The sequence below is a fragment of the Vibrio sp. 1180_3 genome, from assembly GCF_029478545.1.
GTDB classification, from domain to species: domain Bacteria; phylum Pseudomonadota; class Gammaproteobacteria; order Enterobacterales; family Vibrionaceae; genus Vibrio; species Vibrio aestuarianus.
In genome coordinates, this window is sequence record NZ_SJFM01000021.1 from 62,691 (window position 1) to 84,673 (window position 21,983).

A 21,983-nucleotide genomic window follows, 5' to 3' on the forward strand; every position below is an offset into this window, starting at 1 on the left:
GTAATGGCTAAGAAACCTAATAAAAAAAACTCAGCACCAAAACCAGTGGAAAAACCACAAGTTCCGCCATCAAATGGATATCTAGGCGCTCTTCTCAAAAAAGCAGGCGTTTCATCAGATGAAACGCTACTAAGTAAATTAAATGAAGAAGAGAAGCAGGCTTTAGCAGATTTGACAGCTCAACTTGAAGAGTTAATTGAAACAAATGAAAGAACTAAGCAAGAGCAAGAATATAACCTAGCTGAAATTGATTTTAATATGGCGCAAGTTGAAAAAAACAGTGAAGAAGTAAAGAATAAGCTCCAATCGATAACAGAAAAAGACAAATCTCTTGCTGCTAAAGAGAAAGAACTTTTATCAAAATTAAATGAGCTTTCTAGCAAGGAGCAATCGTTATTAGAAAAAGAAGCGAACGCTAATGCTGGTTTTGTTCTTGAGCGTCAAAAATCGTTGGAATCGTTAAAAAAAGAGTACCAACAAGTTGAGCAAAAAATAGCTCAGCTTGATGAGCAACGCAGAACAAACGAATTGAAAATGCTTGAGCAGCAAGCTCAAAGTTATGAGCGTGCGAAAGAGCAAGAAAATACGCGATTTGAGGAGTTAAAGAAAAAGCTACTCGCGGAACATGCTGAATTAGAAAAACGTCAAACAGAGCTTGATGATAAAATTAATGAAAACAAATTGTTAAATGATCAACTGAAGAAAAAACTTGGCGCTCAGGTTGTTATGAAAAAGCAAGCGATAGAAGAGTGTCGAAGAGAAATTCAAACTGAAAAAATAACATTAGAAAACCAATTGAAGCTTCTAGAAGATTACCGTACTCGTGATCAGGATGAAATTAAGCGCCTAACTGAGCATTTGTATGGTTATAAGGAGTTAGAAAGAGAGGCGAAAATCAAAGAGCTTGGTTCTCCAGCGGCAGTTTTGCAACGGATTGATGAGCTTGAAAAAGAACTACGAGATGCTCGCAATAAGTTAAAAGGTCGCAGCGAAGACGATTTAGAAGAAGAGTTAGGTTATTACAAAGACCGAGTGGACGATTTAGAAGAAGAGTTAAGAGAGCTCAAGCAAGAGTACGATGAGGTTAAGCTACGTGAAGGTAAGTATAAGCTTAGCATGAGAGAAAAATTGGAGTTGCAGAAGCAAAAGGATCTTCTTGAGGTTAGCAATGCAGCATTAACTCACAGTATCGAAGCGGTTAAGTCTCAATTAGATGACTTAATCGAAAAGCAGCAGTCACAAGAAGTTTTTAAAGAACTGACATTGATGGATCGCAGATATCGTGAGCCGGTACCTGCTCAACCAGTTAACTCGTTAAAAGAGTTTACTGAAGAGTTACAACATAGAATCGCAATATCAACAGATGTAGAACTGTATTATGACTTAGACCTGCTAAGAAAGTTTATGGCTGGGCTAGCGCTGAGTCCGTTGCATGTGTTTCAAGGGATCTCTGGTACAGGTAAAACGAGTTTAGTCAATGCATTTGCAGCAGCGGTCGGCGGTGAGGTCACAACAGTGCCTGTTCAAGCAGGTTGGCGTGATAGAGATGACCTAATTGGTCACTACAATGCTTTCGAAAAACGCTACTATGAAAAAGAATGTTTGCAAGGTCTATATAAAGCGCATACACCATCATTCGAAAAACGTTTTAACATTATTCTATTGGATGAAATGAACCTATCTCGTCCAGAACAGTATTTTGCCGAGTTTCTATCTGCAATGGAGCAAAACGAGCAGAAACGTAAAGTTGTCCTAATGGACTCGTCTGTTATCAATCCACCAAAATATTTGGTTGAAGACAGAAAGCTATTACTTAAATCGAATACTTGGTTTATGGGGACAGCAAACCATGATGAGACAACGTTTGAGTTCGCAGATAAAACCCATGATAGAGCATTCACGTTAGATTTAGAGAAGCAAGTGAAACCTGAAGGTTGGCGTGCAAGAGCTATCAAGAACACGGTAATTGACTTTGATTCAGTTGATGCTCTTTTTACACAGGCACAAAAGACCCATAAAAAGCTAGTTTTAGACATGCTTAACACGCTAACTAACTCGGTGTTTACACAAATTCTAGAACGTCAATTTGATATTGGGTGGGGTAACCGTTTAGAAGCTCAAGCCCTTAGGTTTATTTCTGTATACAAAGAATGTGGTGGGCATGAAGCAGATGCACTTGAGCATCTTTTAATTACCAGAGTGCTTCGAAAAGGAAAAGTGCTTGGTCGTTACGATATTTCTATCGATAAATTAAAAGATTTAAAAATTGCATTAACTAATCTGTTTAAATCATTGAAAGGTGGCGGTGGTAAAGCGATTGAAATCATTGAAAGTGAGATCACCCGTAAAGAACAAGGGGTTTATTAACAATGTTAATAGACAGGGTAACTTCTAAAACGGTTCAGCCTGACGAAGTCGCTTGCATACAATCAGGGCGTTATGCCCTGATTGGTAAAGAGTTTGACGATAACTATGAACAATCCCTTATATTAGAGCCTAACATTCCAGCTAAAGTAGAGGGCAAGTTTTCAAGTGAAGTTGGTTTTGCTCAGCTTTCAGATGAACTGTTTACCAACGACGATATTTCGAGAGCCGAGCAACAACTTAAAGTCATATACGATGCTATATATCAAATAAATGCCAAGTTTGATGCAAGTAATTTGGAAATGTTTAGTCATTTTTTGCCACCTGAAGTGAGTAAAAACAATACGCCCAACGAACTTGACATCGGAATTGAAGACGCTTTCAGCAATGGCGTTTTGTTTCAGATAAATAGCTCACCCAGAATGAGTATGCGTTACGATACTGAACTGTTACCGACAAGCAGGGTTAAACGCTACGCAAATAACTATCAAGCACACTTAGTTGCCCATTCGGAATGCTGGCAGCAAAGAACGATAGTGGGGATCATCCCTAAAAAGTTGATGGCGAAGGTGAGCGAAGATGAAGTGGCTATTTACGAAAACATCGTATATGCAAGGCTTATCGATAACTTATTCAATTATCTTACAATGTATCAATTGCGTCTTGAAGAAATCGTAACTTTCATCGGAAAATTTGGAGCGCTCGATAGCGGCAATAAAGACCATCGCTATATTACCCAGTTAACACAAGACTGGGGTAGAGCCTATGAAGATAGTGACGAAACGATGGAGCAATTGCAGGATCAGACTGAATCAACGTTAGCACAGGTAAAATCTAGCATTCGCAAACTATCACAGTTACGTTCCGATAAGTTATATCAGGCAATTCCACGAGCAGCCAAGGTGCCAATGGAATTGAAACAAACCAATATTTTGGTGCACGATAAAAACTATCGAAGAGCAGCTAAACTTTGGAGGATGTGGCTTAACAATGCTAATACAGATAGGCTATCACCGCAGAAGCTTCTCGAGCAAAAGCAACGTAACTTCATTCAATACCAATCTTATGTTGATCAAACATTAAGACAAGTATTTGTGAACTTGGGTTGGTCTCTGACTAAAGCTTCAAAAGGCCATAAGTTAAGCCATGATAATACCTTTGGGTTAACGCTTGAACATTCAAATAAAGGCGAATGGCGATTAGTCAGAAAAGACAGTGTTATAGCTCGAATAGTCGCGCTGTCTGAGCCGTTGGTGGAAGACATCACTCAGAGTGAGTTAGCTGCCGGGGAATTTGTAATTTGCCCAGAAAATAACACAATCAGCGAAAACGATAACGTTATTGTCATTTCACCGATTGAACTTCATGGTAAAGAAATACTTGCAGGGAAATTGCAACAACAAATCTTAAAAGTGATCATTCGCGAATATTTGACTGATTTTAAAGTGAAATTACCTACTGCGATAGATGAGCTTTATCAGGGAAAACTTGATTATAGGCTATCAGAAAAAGAACTAGGCATTGCTAGAAAGCATGCCAATACAGAGTTGTATGACGCGATTGTTACAAAGAGTCATATATCTAAGTACTTGAAGCAGTGCCCAGTATGTAGCCAACACGCACATGAGAGCAGTATTCAACAGACATCAAAGGATTACTTTAAAGCAAGTTGCAGAAACAAAGAATGTAAAGCAACTTGGACGTTAGATGTAAAAGAATCAATGTTTGTCTTAAATGATGGCAATTTATCTAATGGCAGGTTTTCATTTAGCATCCCTTTAGAGCATGATCTCGTTGAGCGGAGGATAATGAAGCCTAGTTTGAATCAAGCGAATTGTTTCACCTAAATACCATAAGTTATTGAATATATGGTTTGCCATGGTTTTTAACAGACAGTAATGATTATGGATGTCTGTAATGATGAATTAGGCAGCATTCGCGCTCAATTCAATCAATACCTATAGGATGGACCCGCCTAAATCGGTACAATTACGCCAATTTCAGCCGCTCTATCGGGTTTTCGCTAGAGCGGATTGCATCCCTTATTTATCCATGGCGTGTTTAGACGTCGTGAAGCAAGAGAACAAACATGAACAATAACGATCTGGTCGCCAAACTTTGGAAACTGTGTGACAACCTGCGAGATGGCGGGGTGTCTTACCAAAACTACGTTAACGAGCTGGCGTCTTTACTATTTTTAAAAATGTGTGAAGAGACAGGGCAAGAAGACGAGTTGCTACCAGAGGATTTTCGTTGGTCGAAGTTAAAAGCCAAAGTGGGGCAAGATCAGCACCAGTTTTACCGCAATATGTTGGTACAGCTTGGCGCAGATGAACACGCGATTGTTCGTGCGATTTTCCAAAACGTCAATACCACCATTACTCAACCAGCGCAGTTGACCGAACTGGTTGCTAATATGGACAGCCTAGAATGGTTTGATGGCGGTCAGGGTAAAAGCCGTGATGACTTCGGAGACATGTACGAAGGCTTGTTGCAAAAAAACGCAAACGAAACTAAATCAGGCGCTGGTCAATACTTTACGCCGCGTTCGCTTATCAGCACCATCATCAAGGTGATGCAGCCACAGCCACGAGAGATCATTCAAGACCCGGCGGCAGGCACAGCAGGCTTTCTGATTGAAGCGGACAAATACATCAAAGCCAACACCAACGATTTAGAAGATTTGAGCGATGATGATCAAGAATTCCAAATGAAAAAAGCCTTTGTTGGTTTGGAACTCGTACCAGAGACGCGCCGTTTAGCATTGATGAACTGCTTACTGCACGATATTGAAGGCGATGACAACGAAGGGGCGATCCGTTTAGGTAATACTCTTGGCAGCGCCGGTGAAAACTTGCCCAAAGCGGATGTGATTTTAACCAACCCACCATTTGGTAGTGCTGCCAGCACCAACATCACCCGTACCTTTGTTCACCCAACGGGCAACAAACAGCTTTGTTTTATGCAGCACATTTATGATGCCCTTGAGCCGGGCGGTCGTGCTGCCGTAGTGATCCCAGATAACGTCTTGTTTGAAGGCGGTAAAGGCACAGATATTCGTCGTGATTTGATGGACAAATGTAACCTGCACACCATTTTGCGTTTGCCAACTGGCATCTTTTACGCTGCAGGGGTAAAAACTAACGTGCTGTTCTTCCAAAAAGGCACGCCAGAGAACCCGAACCAAGATAAAGGCTGCACCAAAGAGACATGGGTATTCGATATGCGTACCAACATGAATACCTTTGGCAAACGTCGCCCGTTAACTGAAAAACACTTTGATGCATTTGTGAACGCTTATGGCGCAGATAAGAACGGTCAATCAGCTCGTGAAGAGGGTGTTTACGAGACACTGGGCAACATTTTTGCCGAAGGAGAGGAAGCGGTAGCAAACGTGATCGAAAACGCTCGCTTCCGCAAATTCAGCCGCGAATACATCCGTGATCAAAAAGGCGATAGCCTAGATATTTCATGGCTAAAAGATCTTGAAGCGACCAGCGCAGAAAACCTGCCTGCGCCAGAATTGCTGGCAGGCGAAGCGATGGCAGAACTGACCGAAGCGATGGCAGAAATCTACCAACTGATGCAAGCACTGGGCGCAGATGATGTCGCCGAAGGGCAAAAACAGCTAGTGGCAGAAGCGTTTGGCTTGGTAGAAAAGCTGGAGGCAGAGTAATGAGTGAATTGCCGAAAGGGTGGGTTAGTGCCAAGTTAGGGGACTATATTCATCTAAAAAATGGTTTTGCTTTTAAGAGTAAAGACTACAGTGAACCATCAAATATGACGGTTCCTGTTATTAGAATCTCCGATATCAATGGCAAGGTTGCTTCTGACAAAAAAGCAAATCATGTTCCAGCTGAGCTTGCAGTATCAGAATTTGAAATTGCGAAAGGTGATCTCTTAGTTGCAATGTCGGGTGCAACAACAGGTAAGATAGGTGTTTATGGGGGAAGTACACCCGCATATCAGAATCAACGAGTCGGGAATTTAAAACTCAATGCACCTGAATTAAGTGATCTTGGATTTCGTAATCATTTAATTAAGTATCTTTCGCCGACAATACTTGAGATCGCATATGGTGGAGCTCAGCCAAATATTTCAGCTTCGGGAATCGAAAATATTGGTGTGTGTTTTCCCCCACTAGCTGAACAAAAACGCATCGTCGAAAAGCTGGATGAGGTGTTGGCGCAGGTGGACACCATCAAAGCGCGCCTCGATGGCATTCCCGCGATCCTCAAACGCTTCCGCCAATCCGTCCTCGCCGCCGCCGTGTCTGGGAAATTGACGGAGGAGTGGCGTGGGGACTCTGAATATGATTCGGAATGTTTTCCATCAAGTTGGTCTAGAAAAGGGCTAGATGACTTGGGGGCGCTGGCACGAGGTAAATCTAAACATCGTCCTCGCAATGATCCTCGCTTATTCGGTAACGAGTACCCGTTCATTCAAACGGGAGAGGTTGCTCAATCAAATGGGGTTATCGAGTGTTGTACTAAATGGTATAGCGAATTTGGACTCGAGCAGAGTAGGCTTTTTCCAAAAGGAACGCTTTGCATAACGATCGCAGCCAATATTGCTGACACCGCTATTTTGGCAATAGATGCCTGTTTTCCTGACAGTGTAGTTGGATTTATACCAAATCCAGAAGTTACATCAGCTTTATTTGTAAAGTATCTTATCGATGTTAATAAGAATCGCTTAGAGCAATTCGCGCCAGCGACAGCGCAAAAGAACATCAATCTAAAAGTGCTGAAAAGCTTGAGCCTTCCATATCCAACGATCGACGAACAAAACGAAATCGTGAATCAGGTCGAAAGGTACTTCGCCTTTGCCGACACCATCGAGGCGCAGGTGAGAAAAGCGCAGGCGCGGGTGGATAAACTGACGCAAAGCATCCTCGCCAAAGCTTTTCGAGGTGAGCTGGTGCCGCAAGATCCAAACGACGAACCCGCCGACAAACTGCTGGAGCGCATCGCACTGGCACGTAAGGAAGCAGAAGCGCTTACTAAGGCAGCGAAAAAGGCTGGAGCCTCGAAGGAAAAAGCAAATAAGGCCGCCGTTAAAGGTTAATTGATAATTTTATAAGCACGCTGTATGGCGTGCTTTTTTAATGGATAGAGTATGAATACCGATCAAAGACAACAGCTCTGGGACCGCTTTTTAGCAGAATGGCCAGTAGAACGAATTGAAGCGATGACATTAGCTGAATATGTCTCAGTTGAAGATAAAAATACATTTACTTATTGGCTTGAAACCGAAGCGAGAGAGTTAGGTTCCATTAAGGGCGGTTCATCAGAGAAGTTCGGTATTTATAAGCGTGCTGATTCAAGTAAAAGAAATGGTCGCAACAATTATAGTCACGATGACACTTACACTTGGCACTCGAAATATGGTGAGGATGCACCGACTGCATTTGCTCGCATTAAGCAGAGCATTTTAGACGTAATCAAAGCGGTTCAGGTCAATGATTTGGACGCAATCGAGTTAATAGATATTGCCCCGACTTTAAAATGGAAAGTGGCGTTTATTTATCAAAATAGGTCCAAACTTAGTGTACTTAATATTTACAAAGTTCCAGTGCTTCGCCGAGCGGTAAAAAACAGTCAAGCAACCATGGCACAGGCATACAGCCAGTTACTTACTGATAAGCCGGATGATGTGTCACTTTTTGACTACTATGCCAAGGTTTGGACAAGCAACCAAGATGCGTCAGAGCAAGAAATCGAACAACTGATAGAAAGAATGAATATGGATGCAGTCAACAACCTTTCCAGTACTAAACTGCAACAGCTTTATGAGTTGACCGAGTGGGCGCATGATGCTGGCTTAGATATCTATCCGGTAAACATCGACAACCAGTTCCGTATTGGCCGTAAAGGCTTAGACAGTACTAAATCGGACGCTGTGTTTAAGCTCATAACGGTTCAAAAATCAAACATTAAACTCGGTGACGCTAAATATAGCCTTGAGTACCTTGCTACATGCGAAGAAGATAAGAACGACTTTGTTGAACAATACACCATCGACAGAGAAGGGTATTGGCCCGTCGATTACGCTCCTAACAACTCATCAACGGATACAGCGAAAAGTAACAATGGAGATAGCGAAATGACGATGCCGAGCTTAAATCAAATTCTCTATGGCCCACCGGGAACCGGAAAAACCTACCACACCATTGAAGCGGCAGTTAAAGCCGCCGAACCAGAGTTCTCTTGGAAAACACGCGATGAGCTAAAAGCCAAATACGATGAACTGGTTACGGCTAAACGAATTCGTTTTGTTACGTTCCACCAAAGCTATGGCTATGAAGAGTTTGTCGAGGGACTTCGTGCTGAATCTGATAATGATGGAAATCTATCTTACCCAATCAAGGACGGTGTCTTTAAGTCTATCTGTGATGAAGCAGCGGCGCAGAAAGTTGAAAAACCTGAGTTTTTAAGTGAAGACGCACACATCTGGCAGTTATCTATTGAAAGTAGTGGCCACAGTGAAGTTAAGCGATATTGCTTAGATAATGATATAGGCGCGATTGGTTGGGGACATGTCGGCGATATGACCTCTGTTAATCGAACTCAGGAAATGAATGATGAACTTGCTAATGAAACCCATCCTAATCAAGCAACGATAAGACACTTTTGCAATGGTATGGCTATTGGTGATGTGGTTTTTTGCGTCAGTGGTCAAAAAACAATAGAAGCCATTGGGGTTGTAAGTGGTGATTATGAGTTCCGTCCTGGCGGAGTTTATACGCGTGATGACTATTGCCATGTTCGCCCAATTAAATGGTTAGCTAAAGGATTAGATCTCAATGTTTACGATCTGAATGGACAGACGCTCCTACCAATTAAAACTTGTAGTGAACTGACTCGTTTCTCTGTTCCAGAGTTACGTACTTTGTTGAATAAGAATAATATCTTTTTAGGTAAAGAAGCAGCTCAAGATATTCAAAGATTTGTTCTTGTGATTGATGAGATAAATCGAGGTAATATATCAAAGATATTTGGTGAGCTCATTACACTTATCGAGCCTTCAAAGCGAGCAGGTAATGAAGAAGCTCTAGAGCTTGTATTGCCTATTTCAGGCAAGGCATTTTCGGTCCCTGACAATCTATATATCATCGGCACAATGAACACCGCTGACCGTTCACTGGCCATGATGGATACGGCGCTTCGTCGTCGTTTCGATTTCATCGAAATGATGCCAGAACCCAAGCTATTACAAGGCGCGCTAGTAAAAGGTATCGACCTTGAGCAATTGCTAAGTGTACTCAACCAGCGTATTGAAATTCTTTATGACCGTGAGCACACCTTAGGCCACGCGTTCTTTATGCCAGTTAAAGCTCTGGTAGACGCAGGTGAGCAGGGTAAAGCGTTTAATGTTCTAGTTTCTGTTTTCAAAAATAAGATCATTCCTCTTCTGGAAGAATATTTCTTTGAAGACTGGAGTAAGATCCGCCTAGTGCTCGCTGATAATCAAAAGACGAATAATGAATCACAACAGTTTGTACTAGAACAAAAACAAAAAACAGATGATTTGAAGAGTTTGTTTGGCAAGGGGCATAACCTGGACCAATACGGTCAGTCAGTAGTGAAATATACACTCGCTGGCAGCAGCGCACGTGTTTGGGCAGACGCTGAAGCTTATATTGGTATCTATAAACCACGTGAAGAGGCGTTAACTAAGTCACCTGAGACTGAACCAGAAATAGACGTTGAGCTTTCATAATGCACACCACTGTATTTGAATATGGCTATTTAACTTGTGACAAAGCAGCAAGTGATGAATTGGGTGCAAAGCCCATTTCGAAACGTGCATTCGAGTATTTAAAGGACGTGAGTTTAAGCGCCGGAGAATCTGATACCAATAAGTGTTTAGGATTAACCAAGCGTTTCGGCCATGAGTTGCTTCAAGTGAAAAACTACGTCGGTGTATTGTTTACACCGACAGGTGAGCATATTGAAGTTCTACCTAAAATAGGGCGTAAGTCGGTAACGCACGAACAAGCTGTTTCAGAATCTCGCGAGATGTTGTTGATGATGCTGCAGCATTTAGGTTCATTCCGGTACGTGGCATCGAACCAAGCGAATATAGCCAGTAAGCAGATGCCACTGCTCGAGGCGTTTATTAACCAGTTTTTACAATCCTTGAATATTTTGGTTAAGAGAGGGCTCAAAAGTGACTATGTTACACAAGAAGATAACCTTCACTATCAGAAGGGCAAGCTGAAAGTTTCCCAGCAAATCAGACACAACATCGTCAATAAGCACAAGTTTTATGTTGAATATGATGAGTACCTGATTAACCGCCCAGCCAATAGACTTCTCAAAACGGCTCTGTTGAAGTTAGGTTATTACACAAGGCTAGCGACCAACCAGAAGTTGCTGCGTGAGCTGCAGTTTGCTTTTGCAGATGTCCCTACAAGTAAATCCGTGAAGCAAGACATTAACGCTCTCAAATTGGACCGAGGAATGGTGGACTATCATTCGCCGATTGCGTGGGCAAAATTGATACTTGATGGATTCTCTCCACTGAGTATGAAAGGTGACAGCAGCGCGCTTTCCTTGTTGTTCCCAATGGAAGCGGTGTTTGAAAGTTACGTCGCGTCTGTGCTCAGAACACAACTGCCTGATGGTGCAGAGCTTACGACACAAGCAGCCTCGAAATATCTCGTAACTCATAATCAGCGGAGTCAGTTCCAGTTGAAGCCAGATCTACTGTTAACATTACCGGGTAATTCGAAGTTGATTCTCGATACGAAATGGAAGCTGATCGATATCGAGGAACACAATTACGGCCTTTCTCAATCCGACCTGTATCAAATGTTTGCTTATGGTAACAAATACTTAGATGGAAAAGGGGATCTTTTCTTGATCTATCCATCGCATCAAGCCTTTGAAAAACCTATAGAATACAGTTTTGATTTTAGTGAAACACTAAAATTGTGGGTTGTGCCGTTTGTTCTCTCATTAACGGGCGATTCAAACATAGAGTGGCCCGTTCAATTTTCGCGCAAGGCATTGCTTTCGTAAGCTTACGTACGTCATTTTTCTATTAAATTCCCAATTATAACAATAGGTTTAAATCGAGCGCACAAAAAAGCGCCACCTACGTCAGGGTTCATCATGCAAACATACAGAAATGTCCTCTCTTCAATTCTTAATGCGAGAGAGTTGACCAAACCAAATGCTCAACCTGTTTATAGTTATAAAGTGACGGCATTGGAGTTTGAGTTACTTAAGCAGTCGCTGATTTCTAGCGTCGAAAGTAATGGTATTCACACCTATTCGAATAAGCCGACAAGGGAATGGGCAGGGTGTTTTGTATTGTATGCGGCGGAGTGGTGGCGTACGTCTTTTCAAGGCGGTATTTGGGCTTGGGAACCTGTATTGGAGTCTCTCGGCTTACAGGCCAACGCAATTTCACCCGCTCAAAGAAGTGAGATAGTTGTTAAGGGGTTAAGCTTCTGGGGGCGAAAGGTATTAAGCAACACTAAGGGACGCATGTTACTTGGCACTGTCGCGGTTGAAGGTGGCTTGCCACAAACGCTTATCCAAGATCCAAATAGCAGGCTTGCCCATTACTTCGAACAAGTGATTCAAGATTATGGGCAATTTGCTAACTCACGGTTAAGTGCGGTATCTGTTGCTAAAGCACATGCGCATTATATTGCGGCGTCATATCGTGATGAGACGGTTTATAGCATTGTCACCCAAGTTGCTGAATCCATTTATTATCTGGTCGATAAACATGAGTTAGACGAGCAAGACGACCCGCTTCATTACTTGAATACGGTTGATGCTAATTGGTTGCAGGGGTTACCATTGAACATGGAACCTGAAGCCGCACGAACTTTATTGGGTAATGCGCTTGGTCTTGCTGTTGAGGTGCAACGTCGTTTACCAAACTCTATTAAGATTCTTCGTTCTCTTCGTAAATCTTATTCTCATTATGCCTCAATGATGGATATGTCGGCATCGGATGACGATTATCAGTGGCAGAACCAAATTGATATCACACTCAAGTCTCGTCTTAATGTTAAGTTCTTACAGCAACTGTTTAGTAGCGTGAATTTGCCAGACCGCATAAACCTGTTTGCGGTTGGCAGCAAGAGCCTTTTACTGGCAAAGGCATTCAAACGTGGCGCTGACTCTGAGCATTATTTACTGGATGTTTATACTCAGTCTCTTCCCATTGAGTGGTTTAACTGCGACATACAGTTAAAAGCAACGGATGACCTTGGTAATGAATGGTACGCTCCAGTGCTTGGTGGCGCGGGAGTTGATGCCGATGAACCTTGGGTGTTCACACAACAGAATGATGAGTGGTTACTGAAAGGTTCAGGAGATGTCGAATGTGCAGAAGCGAACGCTTTGGTTTCAGTGCCTGCGCACTTGTCACATCCCACACTTGTTACGATAGGTCACATCAATGGCCGTGTCCTTTATGATGTTAATACTCAAATAGAGGCTGAATTTTATTTTGACGAATATTGTGTGTCACTTGACCGAGAAGGTGTGCAACCTCTTGAGTTCAATTTGGTTGGTCAGCCTGTTCCTTATCAAACGAATCCAAGTAAGTGCTTTATTGGTGTTCCTAGCTTAGTCGCCATTGATGAAAATGGTCAGCAATCAGCAATTCCCAATACTCAGCTTCGTTGGCGCAATACAATGCTTGAGCAATGGCAGTCAATGAATACGGTACCTTTTGGTAAGGTTGATATTGCTTGGTTCGAAAATAATAAACCGGTTAAGCGTTTTACCGTAGGTTTGCTACCGGACGATTTTTCTATTGAATTTCAACCGAGCCACACGGTACAAATTGGTCAAATTAGCTTTTATTCTAATAAGCCACTGCCATCTATCGCGTTAAAAGAGCCAGATCAAGTCGATGTCCTGCCGGGCTCGGTGCTATCTCATATCCAGCAAGAACAGAATGCCGCTAAACGTACTTTGGATATGCTAAGCCATCAAGCCCAGCCACCTGCACGAGTTGATGTTGTGGTGTGGTGGCAAGACCAAGCGAAGTCGTTGTCGATAACATTGCCATTCCCCGCTAAAGGTATTTGCTTGATCAGTTCGAAGGGAGAACTGGTTCGTAATGCTGAAGTAATTTTAGTCGATACGCTTAATCGCTATGAGCTATTCGGTTATGGCGTCAGTGATTCGCTAGAGGTGGAGTTTAAGCTGCTCGCTAGGGATATTTATGGTGCATTTTCGAAGTCGGCTTATGTGAAGCGGTCTTTGCCAAAAGGTGACGTTTTATCTACCGGTTTTTCTTTAGCAACATTGAAAGAGGATATTGAGTCCCTGCTGGCGCTATCATCTTCATTAGATGCAAGTGTTAAGGTATCGGTGCTGGACAATGCACATACCATTTTCAATTTTAGTGTGAATGCATACAGTAATGCGCTGACTCCTAACAGAGCAAAAGGCACGATTGAAATCGACAACGATAGCTTCATGGGCACACTTTCGATGGTGCCTTTGGATAACCCAACTTATGCGCCGATTACTTTAATTAAGAATGACGAACAGTGGTACTTCCCTGAAGAAGACGCTTCGCCTGGTGCTTGGCTTATCTATGCTGACGAAGCCGAGCAGGGTGTAAGACCTTTGATGTGGAGTAAAGACCTTGAGTTGTTGTCGTCGCCGAGTAATCGACTAGAAGAAGCGGCATCTATCGGGGCCCGTAAGGATCGTCTAGATAAGTTTTCGGTGGTTTGCGGTCAGTTGGCGACAGAATTTAGTGCGCCAGAATGGGCATACATTAAAGCCTTGTTGGCCTTTGATAGTGTTCCGCTTACCACATTCGATCTATGGCGAGGTGCAATTAATAAACCTGAATTTATGCTCGCTATGTTGTTAAGCGCAAATAAGAAAGAAGCCGAGCGTATTTGGCAGTTTAGTCAGCAGTTTCCTTTCTTATGGCACTCCATTAAAGCTCCAGATGCGATCGCGGTAGTGAGCGCTTTCTATGCGTCACGTATCGAGGTTTACGGTAACGACTTTTCGGACATTATCTGCGGTCAAATTGAATCAAAATTAGACGAATTAGTAGCTCGATACCACGGCTTACAAAGCCTCAAGAACCTTTTAATGCATAAAATCGATGCCAATCGAGAGAAACCTTCGCTTAATCCTGCCGCTTACATTCAGCAATTGTTTGACCTGCGAAATTCATTGAATAACCAATACAATGAATCTCATTGGCCATGCGAATTTTCGGACCATATATTGAAAAGTTCAATTAAGGCAGTTAAACCACAATTAGCAGAGGTGTGCTTCACGACTAAAGATCTCTACCGTAATAACGTGATGAACGCACCCGTATTGCTTGCTTTGTCCACTTGTGGCTATGCATCGCTGAGAATGACACCAGAGGTGGTACATGCGATGAGACAATACAACAGCTTCGACCCTGACTACTTTGAACAAGTGTTCGCTCTTACACATAAAATGATTTTCGGCCTAGTGAATAGCTAAATAAGGTAAACCAACCATGCAATATTTTGAGTCTTTAGTTGACCAACTGACTAAACGAGCAGCGCGCGCGACTTTAGGGCAATTTGGTTTGCGATCTAAGCCTTTACGTGAATTCTTGTGGCAGTCGTTTTCTCAATCCCCAGGTAAAGAGGGGGCGTTTCTTGCTGACCCTGTATTTGAAGCCACCTTTGGCTGGAAACCGCATACTCAAAGCATGCGAGACCTATCGGGTGGGTTGTTAAACAGCTCGATTGTAAACGCAATGGCAAATCCACCGAAAGAGCTTAAAGAAGACTACCTTTTTGATAGCAGTTGGTACCCGTATTCCCATCAACATGAAGCATGGTCTCATCTATTGGAGCCATCTCCTAAGTCTGTAATTGTCAGTAGTGGTACGGGTTCTGGTAAGACAGAGTGTTTCTTAGTGCCAATTCTGAATGACATTGTAGAACGCAACAGCAAGCCTGATGGCGTTGAGGCTTTGTTCTTATATCCACTCAATGCACTAATTAACAGTCAGAGAGAGCGTTTAACGGCATGGACTCACCAGTTGGGTGATCAAGTTAAATTCAGCCTGTTTAATGGTGATACGCCGGAATCAGTAAGCGCTGCAGAACGAATAAAGCACCCAAATGAACAGCTTTCTCGAAAGGAGTTGAGAGAAAACCCAGCTCAAATACTGGTGACCAACTCTACGATGTTGGAGTACATGTTGGTTCGCCAAAAAGACGCGAATATTTTGAACCGTTCCAAAGGCAAACTGCGTTGGATCGTTTTAGATGAAGCTCACACCTATATCGGTTCTCAAGCTGCTGAATTGTCCTTGTTGCTTCGACGTGTAATGCATGGTTTTGGTGTCACGCCAGATCAAGTGAGATTCGTCGCTACTTCTGCCACGATTGGTGGAAAGGACTCTGACGCGGATTTAAAAGCGTTTTTGGCTGATGTAGCAGGTGTCGATATCACTCAAGTTCATTTAGTGAAAGGCGAGCGTGAAATCAAACCGCTGATGGAACTGGAGCAAATCAAGGCGATGAACCTTGATAGTGTTTCAAGCATAACGAGCGAGATAGAACGTTACGATGTATTACAAAGCTTACCGCCGTTAAGAACGTTAAGGCAGCACCTGAGTTCAACCGATAACAGAATGACGTTGAGCGAAATAGGGAAGCTATTGTCTGCAACTGAGGAACCGTTATCAGAACAAGACTCACTTCAATGGCTTGATATCTGTGCTTCGACAAAGAACGCAGATGGAGATGCATTTATTCCGTTTAGACTACATTTGTTCCACAGAGTTGCTGGTGGGCTTTGGGCTTGCTCAAATTCAGATTGCTCGGCAAAGGTAGGTACGCCTTTAGAGTCGATTGATTGGCGATTTGGTATGGTTCATATGTCACGCCGTGAGAAGTGCTCGTGTGGTTCACCGATATTTGAAATGGTTAGCTGTAATGGTTGCGGAACTAGCTTATTGGCTGCGACTGAAAAAACGGATTCAGAGACTAGTCATTCTCAACTGCACTTAACGAAGCCAGACTCATCGATTGATGACTTTGCCTTGGACCTTGTTGGAGAAGAAGATCTCACCATAGAAGATGATGAAGAAACCTCCGAAGAGTATGACCGCTTTGCTCTCATCTCTCCATTAAGTTTTGATGAAACTGGTGAATATTGGATTAATAACCAGAGAGATGTAAAAGCCGCTAAAGTTCCAGGCGCGCATTTAATACATCGAGTCGAAGGGTATCGTAAAAGTGACGGTGCTTTGTCGGTGCGTTGTCCATGTTGCCAGCACACCAAAATCAAGAACTTCGAATTTTACCGTCACTTCAGAAATGGTGCACCATTTATGCTTTCGACGGTGATCCCTACATTATTAGAATATTGTCAAGATGGTAAGAAAGAGCAATTGAAAGGTCCTTGGAACGGGCGTCGCATGATTACTTTCACCGATAGCCGACAAGGGACCGCTCGCTTTTCGGCCAAGTCACAGCAAGACTCTGAAAGGCAGTTTTTGCGTTCAACTATCTATCATTTGATCTTGGATAAAGCGATCCGTGAGGGCGATCCAAGCTCTGGAGATAATGCTGAACTCGAGAAGTTTCAAAAAATGCTTAAGATGGCCAAAATGAGCGGTGAAGAAGACATGATCGAGTTTGTTGAAAGCCGAATAGCATCTCTGGTTGGTGGAAGTTCAAAGACAGTAATTGTTACCTGGCAAGAAGTCGAAGAATTCTTAGCAGAACAGAAAGAAGTAAAATTGTGGATCAAAAAATTCTACGAGCACTTCGATGACCGCATGGATATGGTTGCTAATCCAAAATTACTTGCTCGTTTACTGTTATTACGAGAGTTTAATAGCCGTCCCAAAAGACAGAATACACTCGAAACCATGGGTTTAGTCTGCATGGAATATCCAGTTTTAGCCAACAAGGAGAGTTCAGCCCCTAGTGAATGGTTGAGACATTTTGATAGTGCTGAAAAAGCGCGTGAAGAGTGGGTTAATTTCCTAACTGTTTGTGTGAATTTTCATGTACGAAGCATGAAAGCCGTGAGGTTGACGGATGAGCAAATTAACTGGATAGGGGCTAAATATTCGCCAGCTTTCTTAGTAGGACAAGATGAACCTACCCATATTTGGAATGTGGAGGCATGGCCAAAAATTAGACGTAATGGACCACGACAACCAAGGTTAGCTAGGTTGCTTGCTACGGCTCTGAATATAGAGTTAGACGATGCTGGTACACGTGCAGATATTAATGAAATTTTACGCCAAGCGTGGATGGCTCTGCAGTCTTCAGTGTTGACACCGAGTGGTGATGGTTATCGTTTAGAGCTTGAGCAACAAGTGAGTTTCTCTTTAGTTGCAGATAAATATCAATGTCCTCATACCCAAAAAATCATAGATAAACCATTGTTAGGGGTGACGCCATATTTGAACTTATCTGGGGACCGTACCGAGCATTTGTGTAAACAGATATCGACCCCTAGTTATCCATACCCATTTGGCCGTGATCCTGAAAGTGGAGAAACTGTTGATCTAAACAAAGTTAGAGATTGGCAAGAGCAACCAGACTTAATTGATGTCCGTAAAGAAAATGCGTGGTCGGATATCGCTGACCGTGTTGTGGAACGTACTCCTTACTTTAGAGTGGCAGAGCACTCTGCGCAGCTAAAGGCAAGCCAGCTACGCGAATATGAGAAAGAGTTCAAAGAAGGGAAGATTAACGTTTTAAGCTGTTCTACAACGATGGAAATGGGTGTAGACATAGGCGGTATCTCGGTAGTGGCGATGAATAATGCCCCGCCTAACCCTGCAAACTATTTGCAGCGTGCAGGTCGTGCTGGTCGTCGTGGGGAATCCAAATCGATTGCGCTTACGTTATGTAAATCTACTCCGCATGGAGAGCATATCTTTTCGAATACTCGATGGGCGTTTGATACAGAAATTAAAGTACCGAATGTATCGCTATCAAGTGACTACATTGTTCGTCGCCATGTGAATTCGTTACTACTTTCAACGTTTTTAAATCATGTCGTGAAGTCAGAGAACTCGTTGAAATTGAATTGCGGTAACTTCTTCAAATCTGATCATGAATCGGTGGCTTCTCAAGCTGATCAGTTTATTGATTGGTGTGTCAATGGAGCATTAGATCTTGTACAAGACGGGTTGGATACTTTGTTACGTCGAACCTCTCTTGATACAACATCACGTATCGAAATTCTAAATGCGTCTGCTAAGCATATGAAGCGCATTGTCGAGCGTTGGTCCGTTGAGCATCAATTGCTAAAAGAACAATCTAAAAGTTTAGAAGAGAACCCTAACTCGCTATCAACAGCACAAGCAGCAGTAGAAAGCCAAATTCAACGCTTAGAGGGGGAGTTCTTGCTTTCTGAGTTAGCACGTAAAGGGTTCTTACCCGGATACGGCTTCCCTACTGATGTGGTGTCTTTAAATACCGATCATGTCAAAGTGATCGAAAGGCGAAAACGCTACATCAAGATGAAACAAGACCAAATCAACGATAAAACGTCTCGTAAAGATAACCTATATAGCTCTGCTGGCTTTCCATCTCGGGATCTTTCAGTTGCTATTCGCGATTACGCACCGGGCAATGACGTTGTGATTGATGGACGTGTGTATCAGTCGAAAGGCGTGTTGTTGAACTGGCATAGTCCTGCGTCCGTCGACCAAGTAAAAGAGATACAAGCATTAAGGTGGGCATGGCGTTGCGACAAGTGCGGCGCAAGTAACACGTCTTCGTTAAGACCAGAACAGTGTGAATGTTGTGGCAATGAATTTAATTTGAGTGATGAGAAAATAAAAGAGCGTATTCACCCTTACATTCAGCCAGCAAGTTTCGCTGTTGATATTAGAGACGAACCTCATAATGATATCTCGCGCTTGAATCATGTGCCTTTCAATGACCCTTGGGTGACGGTAGATGGCTCTGAGTGGCACGACGTAAGTGTAAACCCTGGAGCATCATACCGATCAAGCCATAACGGCCACGTTTATTATTACAGTGCAGGACCAGTCAACCAAGGATACGCGCTTTGCTTAGAATGTGGTCGTATGGAAGCAATGCCCGAAGGTGGAGATAAGTCACCAAAAGAAGTTTTAATGGGGCATACTCGCTTACGAGGTGGTAAGGGACATTTAACGAGCTCAAGCGAAGTTTTGTGTGGAGGTAACGACAGGGAATTTACTGTCAAAGGTCCGCTAAAGTTGGGACACAGTACTTACACCGATGTATTCGAATTGTTGTTATTTGATGAGCTGGGTAAACCACTAGTAGATAGAAGTATTGCTCGTTCAATCGCTGTGCTGATGCGAGACCAGTTAGCGGAGAAGCTGGGTATTAATAATGACGAAATTGGTTGTACAACGAAGCCTGTGAATCATGAGGGGCGAGAAGTACAAGCTATTGTGTTGTTTGACAATGCTGCCGGCGGTGCAGGTTTTTCAATTCAAGCTTCGGAATACGTTGTAGAGTTATTGCAAGGAGCAAAGAAGGTTGCATCTAGCTGTCACTGTGACAAGGCATGTCATCGTTGTTTAGTGGATTATTCGACTCAACATGTCCTTGATTTACTTGATAGGCGTAAAGTTACCACTTATTTGAGTAACGGATTTTTTAATAATCTTAGTTTGCCAACGGAATATGAATTGTTCGACCATCACAATAGGCGTGAACTACGTCCGTTAATGATCGCAATAGAAAATACGCTTGCTAAACATGATGACTCAGACCTCTATGTTGAAATTCCCATAAGTCAATTGAGCGATTTAGGAGATTGGCAACTGTATCAAGCATTTAGTCGCTGGGTTGCCAAGCGAAAGGTCAACTTGATATTGACAGAGGTTCAAGCTCAAGAGTTGTCACTTGAGCAAAAAGTGACGTTGTCTTGGTATCAGAACCACCCAAATGTGAAGCTGATGAGCAAACTGCTGAATGATCATGTCGATCATCAGGTGTTAGCATCGGTGACGAATGAGTCATATTGTTATCAATGGGGCCTCCGTGACGACGACCATGAAACTTTAGTGATTGGTATTGGTTTTTTGGGTGAGTTGGTAGACTTTGATCCTACGCGTTTGCGTCAGAGTTCTGATGTAGAAAAAATAGTGATTGATAATGAATTAGATGGAAAGGCTTCTGAGTTTGGGTTGAAGTTTTGGACACTTGTGTTTAAACGTTCCCCTGCATTAATGAAATTGATGCAAGAGCAGGTTATCGAGTCGGCAACGTACTCTGATCGTTATCTAGCCGCTACTTTACCTGTTTCTCTATGCTTTAATACCTTGAAGTTTTTAGGGGAACATTACAAAAGCTGCCAAGTCGAAATTCACACAGGGGAGTTAAGTCGAGGTTACAAGCCAACGACAGTACAAGATAACTTTATTGATGATTACTCACGTGACAAGGTAGTCGGTTTGGCATTTGAAAGTTCGGCAGCAAATATGAGTTTTAAAACGACCTCGAAATACAAGCTACCTCATTCGCGAACGCTCGTTTTGTTTTTTGATAACGGCAAACAAGTGACGTTGTGGCTTGACCAGGGCTTTGGCTACTGGTTTGCTGATAAACGATTACCTGAGAATCACTTACCTTATCATATTGATGATCAAGAACACGCAAACATCATTGTTGAGGGGCGCTCTCAGATATCTTCAGGAGGTTTCCCAACTGAAATCTTTGTGTCTTTTGCTTAGGTCGAGAATACTATGAACCATATACTTATAGCTGTCACGGGCGCTAGCCCTCAGGTCCTAACTGAGACGGTCTATGCTCTGCATAAGCAAGGTGGCCAAATGCCAGAAGAAGTTTTTGTTATCACCACTGCTAACTCTAAGCAGACGCTAGCAAAGGGATTGTTTGAAGATGGTCACTGGCTGCAACTTTTTGATGACTACAAGTTGCCAATGATTCGTTTTGGTTCTGATAATATTTGGTTGATTGAAGATGAGTTAGACAACGTTTTAAGCGATGCAAAAGCGGAATCTGATCAATCAGTTATGGCTGATTTTATTACTCGCAAAGTAGCTGACTAACATCAGATGATAATCTAGCGATTCATGCTTCCATTGCTGGGGGGCGAAAAACCATGGCTTTTTATATGGGGTACGCTATGTCTCTCTACGGCCGAGATCAAGATGTGTTAAGCCATGTATTTGTTGACGATGACTTCGAGTTTGTTAGTGATTTTTACTATCCGACACCTTACGATAAATACATCGTGGGGCGCGACAAGAAAAAGGTGGTAAACAGCAAAGATGCTTTAGTGACACTTGCGCAAATCCCGTTTGTTCGTATGCGTCGTCAGGTTGATGAGTCGATATTTGCACAAATGGATCAGCATTCATTTTCTAAAACCGTTTCAGCGATGAATGTTGCTAGCTGTAATGAGTTATGTGTGAACATTAATTCTGTTAGCAAAACTCTCGAAGTTGCAGGAATTACATTGCATTTGACCAGCAAGGAACTCGCTATTTATATGTTCTTTTTAACTAACCTGAGATCGGTTTAAGCAATCGCCATGAGCCCCGTCTTTTCGGTACTTGTGATATTTAGAGATGGCTTTTCTGGTTTTAAACAGTAAGCGATGAGTCCGCCAAGCAAGTTCAACATGAAACCA

At 42.7% G+C, this 21,983-nt stretch carries 10 protein-coding genes and 1 pseudogene; 10 read left to right on the forward strand and 1 reads right to left on the reverse strand.

Annotation, left to right across the window (positions count from 1 at the left end):
- Positions 1–3 precede the first annotated feature (3 nt).
- From EYW48_RS13620 to EYW48_RS13665, 10 genes are all read left to right on the forward strand, one after another.
- Positions 4–2,367 carry an AAA family ATPase gene (locus EYW48_RS13620; RefSeq protein ID WP_277432552.1) on the forward strand — a complete coding sequence of 788 codons (2,364 nt, stop codon included), beginning with the start codon at positions 4–6 and terminating at the stop codon, positions 2,365–2,367.
- A 2-nt stretch (positions 2,368–2,369) separates the two neighbouring features.
- Complete coding sequence (locus tag EYW48_RS13625; RefSeq protein WP_274680149.1) at positions 2,370–4,211, forward strand: hypothetical protein; 1,842 nt, start codon at positions 2,370–2,372, stop codon at positions 4,209–4,211.
- A 242-nt stretch (positions 4,212–4,453) separates the two neighbouring features.
- Positions 4,454–6,040, forward strand: coding sequence for an N-6 DNA methylase (locus EYW48_RS13630; protein WP_277432553.1), 1,587 nt, complete (start codon positions 4,454–4,456; stop codon positions 6,038–6,040).
- Positions 6,040–7,431 carry a restriction endonuclease subunit S gene (locus EYW48_RS13635; RefSeq protein WP_277432554.1) on the forward strand — a complete coding sequence of 464 codons (1,392 nt, stop codon included), beginning with the start codon at positions 6,040–6,042 and terminating at the stop codon, positions 7,429–7,431. Before EYW48_RS13630 ends, EYW48_RS13635 begins: the two co-directional genes overlap by 1 nt.
- 51 nt (positions 7,432–7,482) lie before the next feature.
- A complete protein-coding gene (locus tag EYW48_RS13640) occupies positions 7,483–10,086 on the forward strand; it encodes an AAA family ATPase (protein ID WP_277432555.1) in 2,604 nt (867 codons plus the stop codon).
- On the forward strand, positions 10,086–11,390 hold the full coding sequence (locus EYW48_RS13645) for an McrC family protein (RefSeq protein ID WP_277432556.1): 1,305 nt from the start codon (positions 10,086–10,088) through the stop codon (positions 11,388–11,390). The genes EYW48_RS13640 and EYW48_RS13645 overlap by 1 nt, the downstream gene beginning before the upstream one ends.
- A gap of 93 nt (positions 11,391–11,483) precedes the next feature.
- Entirely contained in the window at positions 11,484–14,843 is a 3,360-nt protein-coding gene (locus EYW48_RS13650) for an STY4851/ECs_5259 family protein (RefSeq protein ID WP_277432557.1), read from the forward strand.
- 16 nt (positions 14,844–14,859) lie between these two features.
- Positions 14,860–21,060, forward strand: a complete 6,201-nt coding sequence (locus EYW48_RS13655; RefSeq protein WP_277432558.1) for a DEAD/DEAH box helicase — start codon at positions 14,860–14,862, stop codon at positions 21,058–21,060.
- A gap of 12 nt (positions 21,061–21,072) precedes the next feature.
- Entirely contained in the window at positions 21,073–21,399 is a 327-nt protein-coding gene (csm6, locus tag EYW48_RS13660; RefSeq protein ID WP_274680598.1) for a CRISPR-associated ring nuclease Csm6, read from the forward strand.
- Between the two features lie 53 nt (positions 21,400–21,452).
- Positions 21,453–21,875 (forward strand): CRISPR-associated ring nuclease, encoded by a 423-nt coding sequence (locus EYW48_RS13665; protein ID WP_277432559.1) that lies wholly within the window; start codon positions 21,453–21,455, stop codon positions 21,873–21,875.
- On the opposite strand, the pseudogene EYW48_RS13670 reads toward EYW48_RS13665, so the two are convergent.
- Positions 21,872–21,983 (reverse strand): annotated as a pseudogene (locus tag EYW48_RS13670) (IS982 family transposase); the annotation flags it as partial. The gene EYW48_RS13665 and the pseudogene EYW48_RS13670 sit on opposite strands and share 4 nt — an antisense overlap.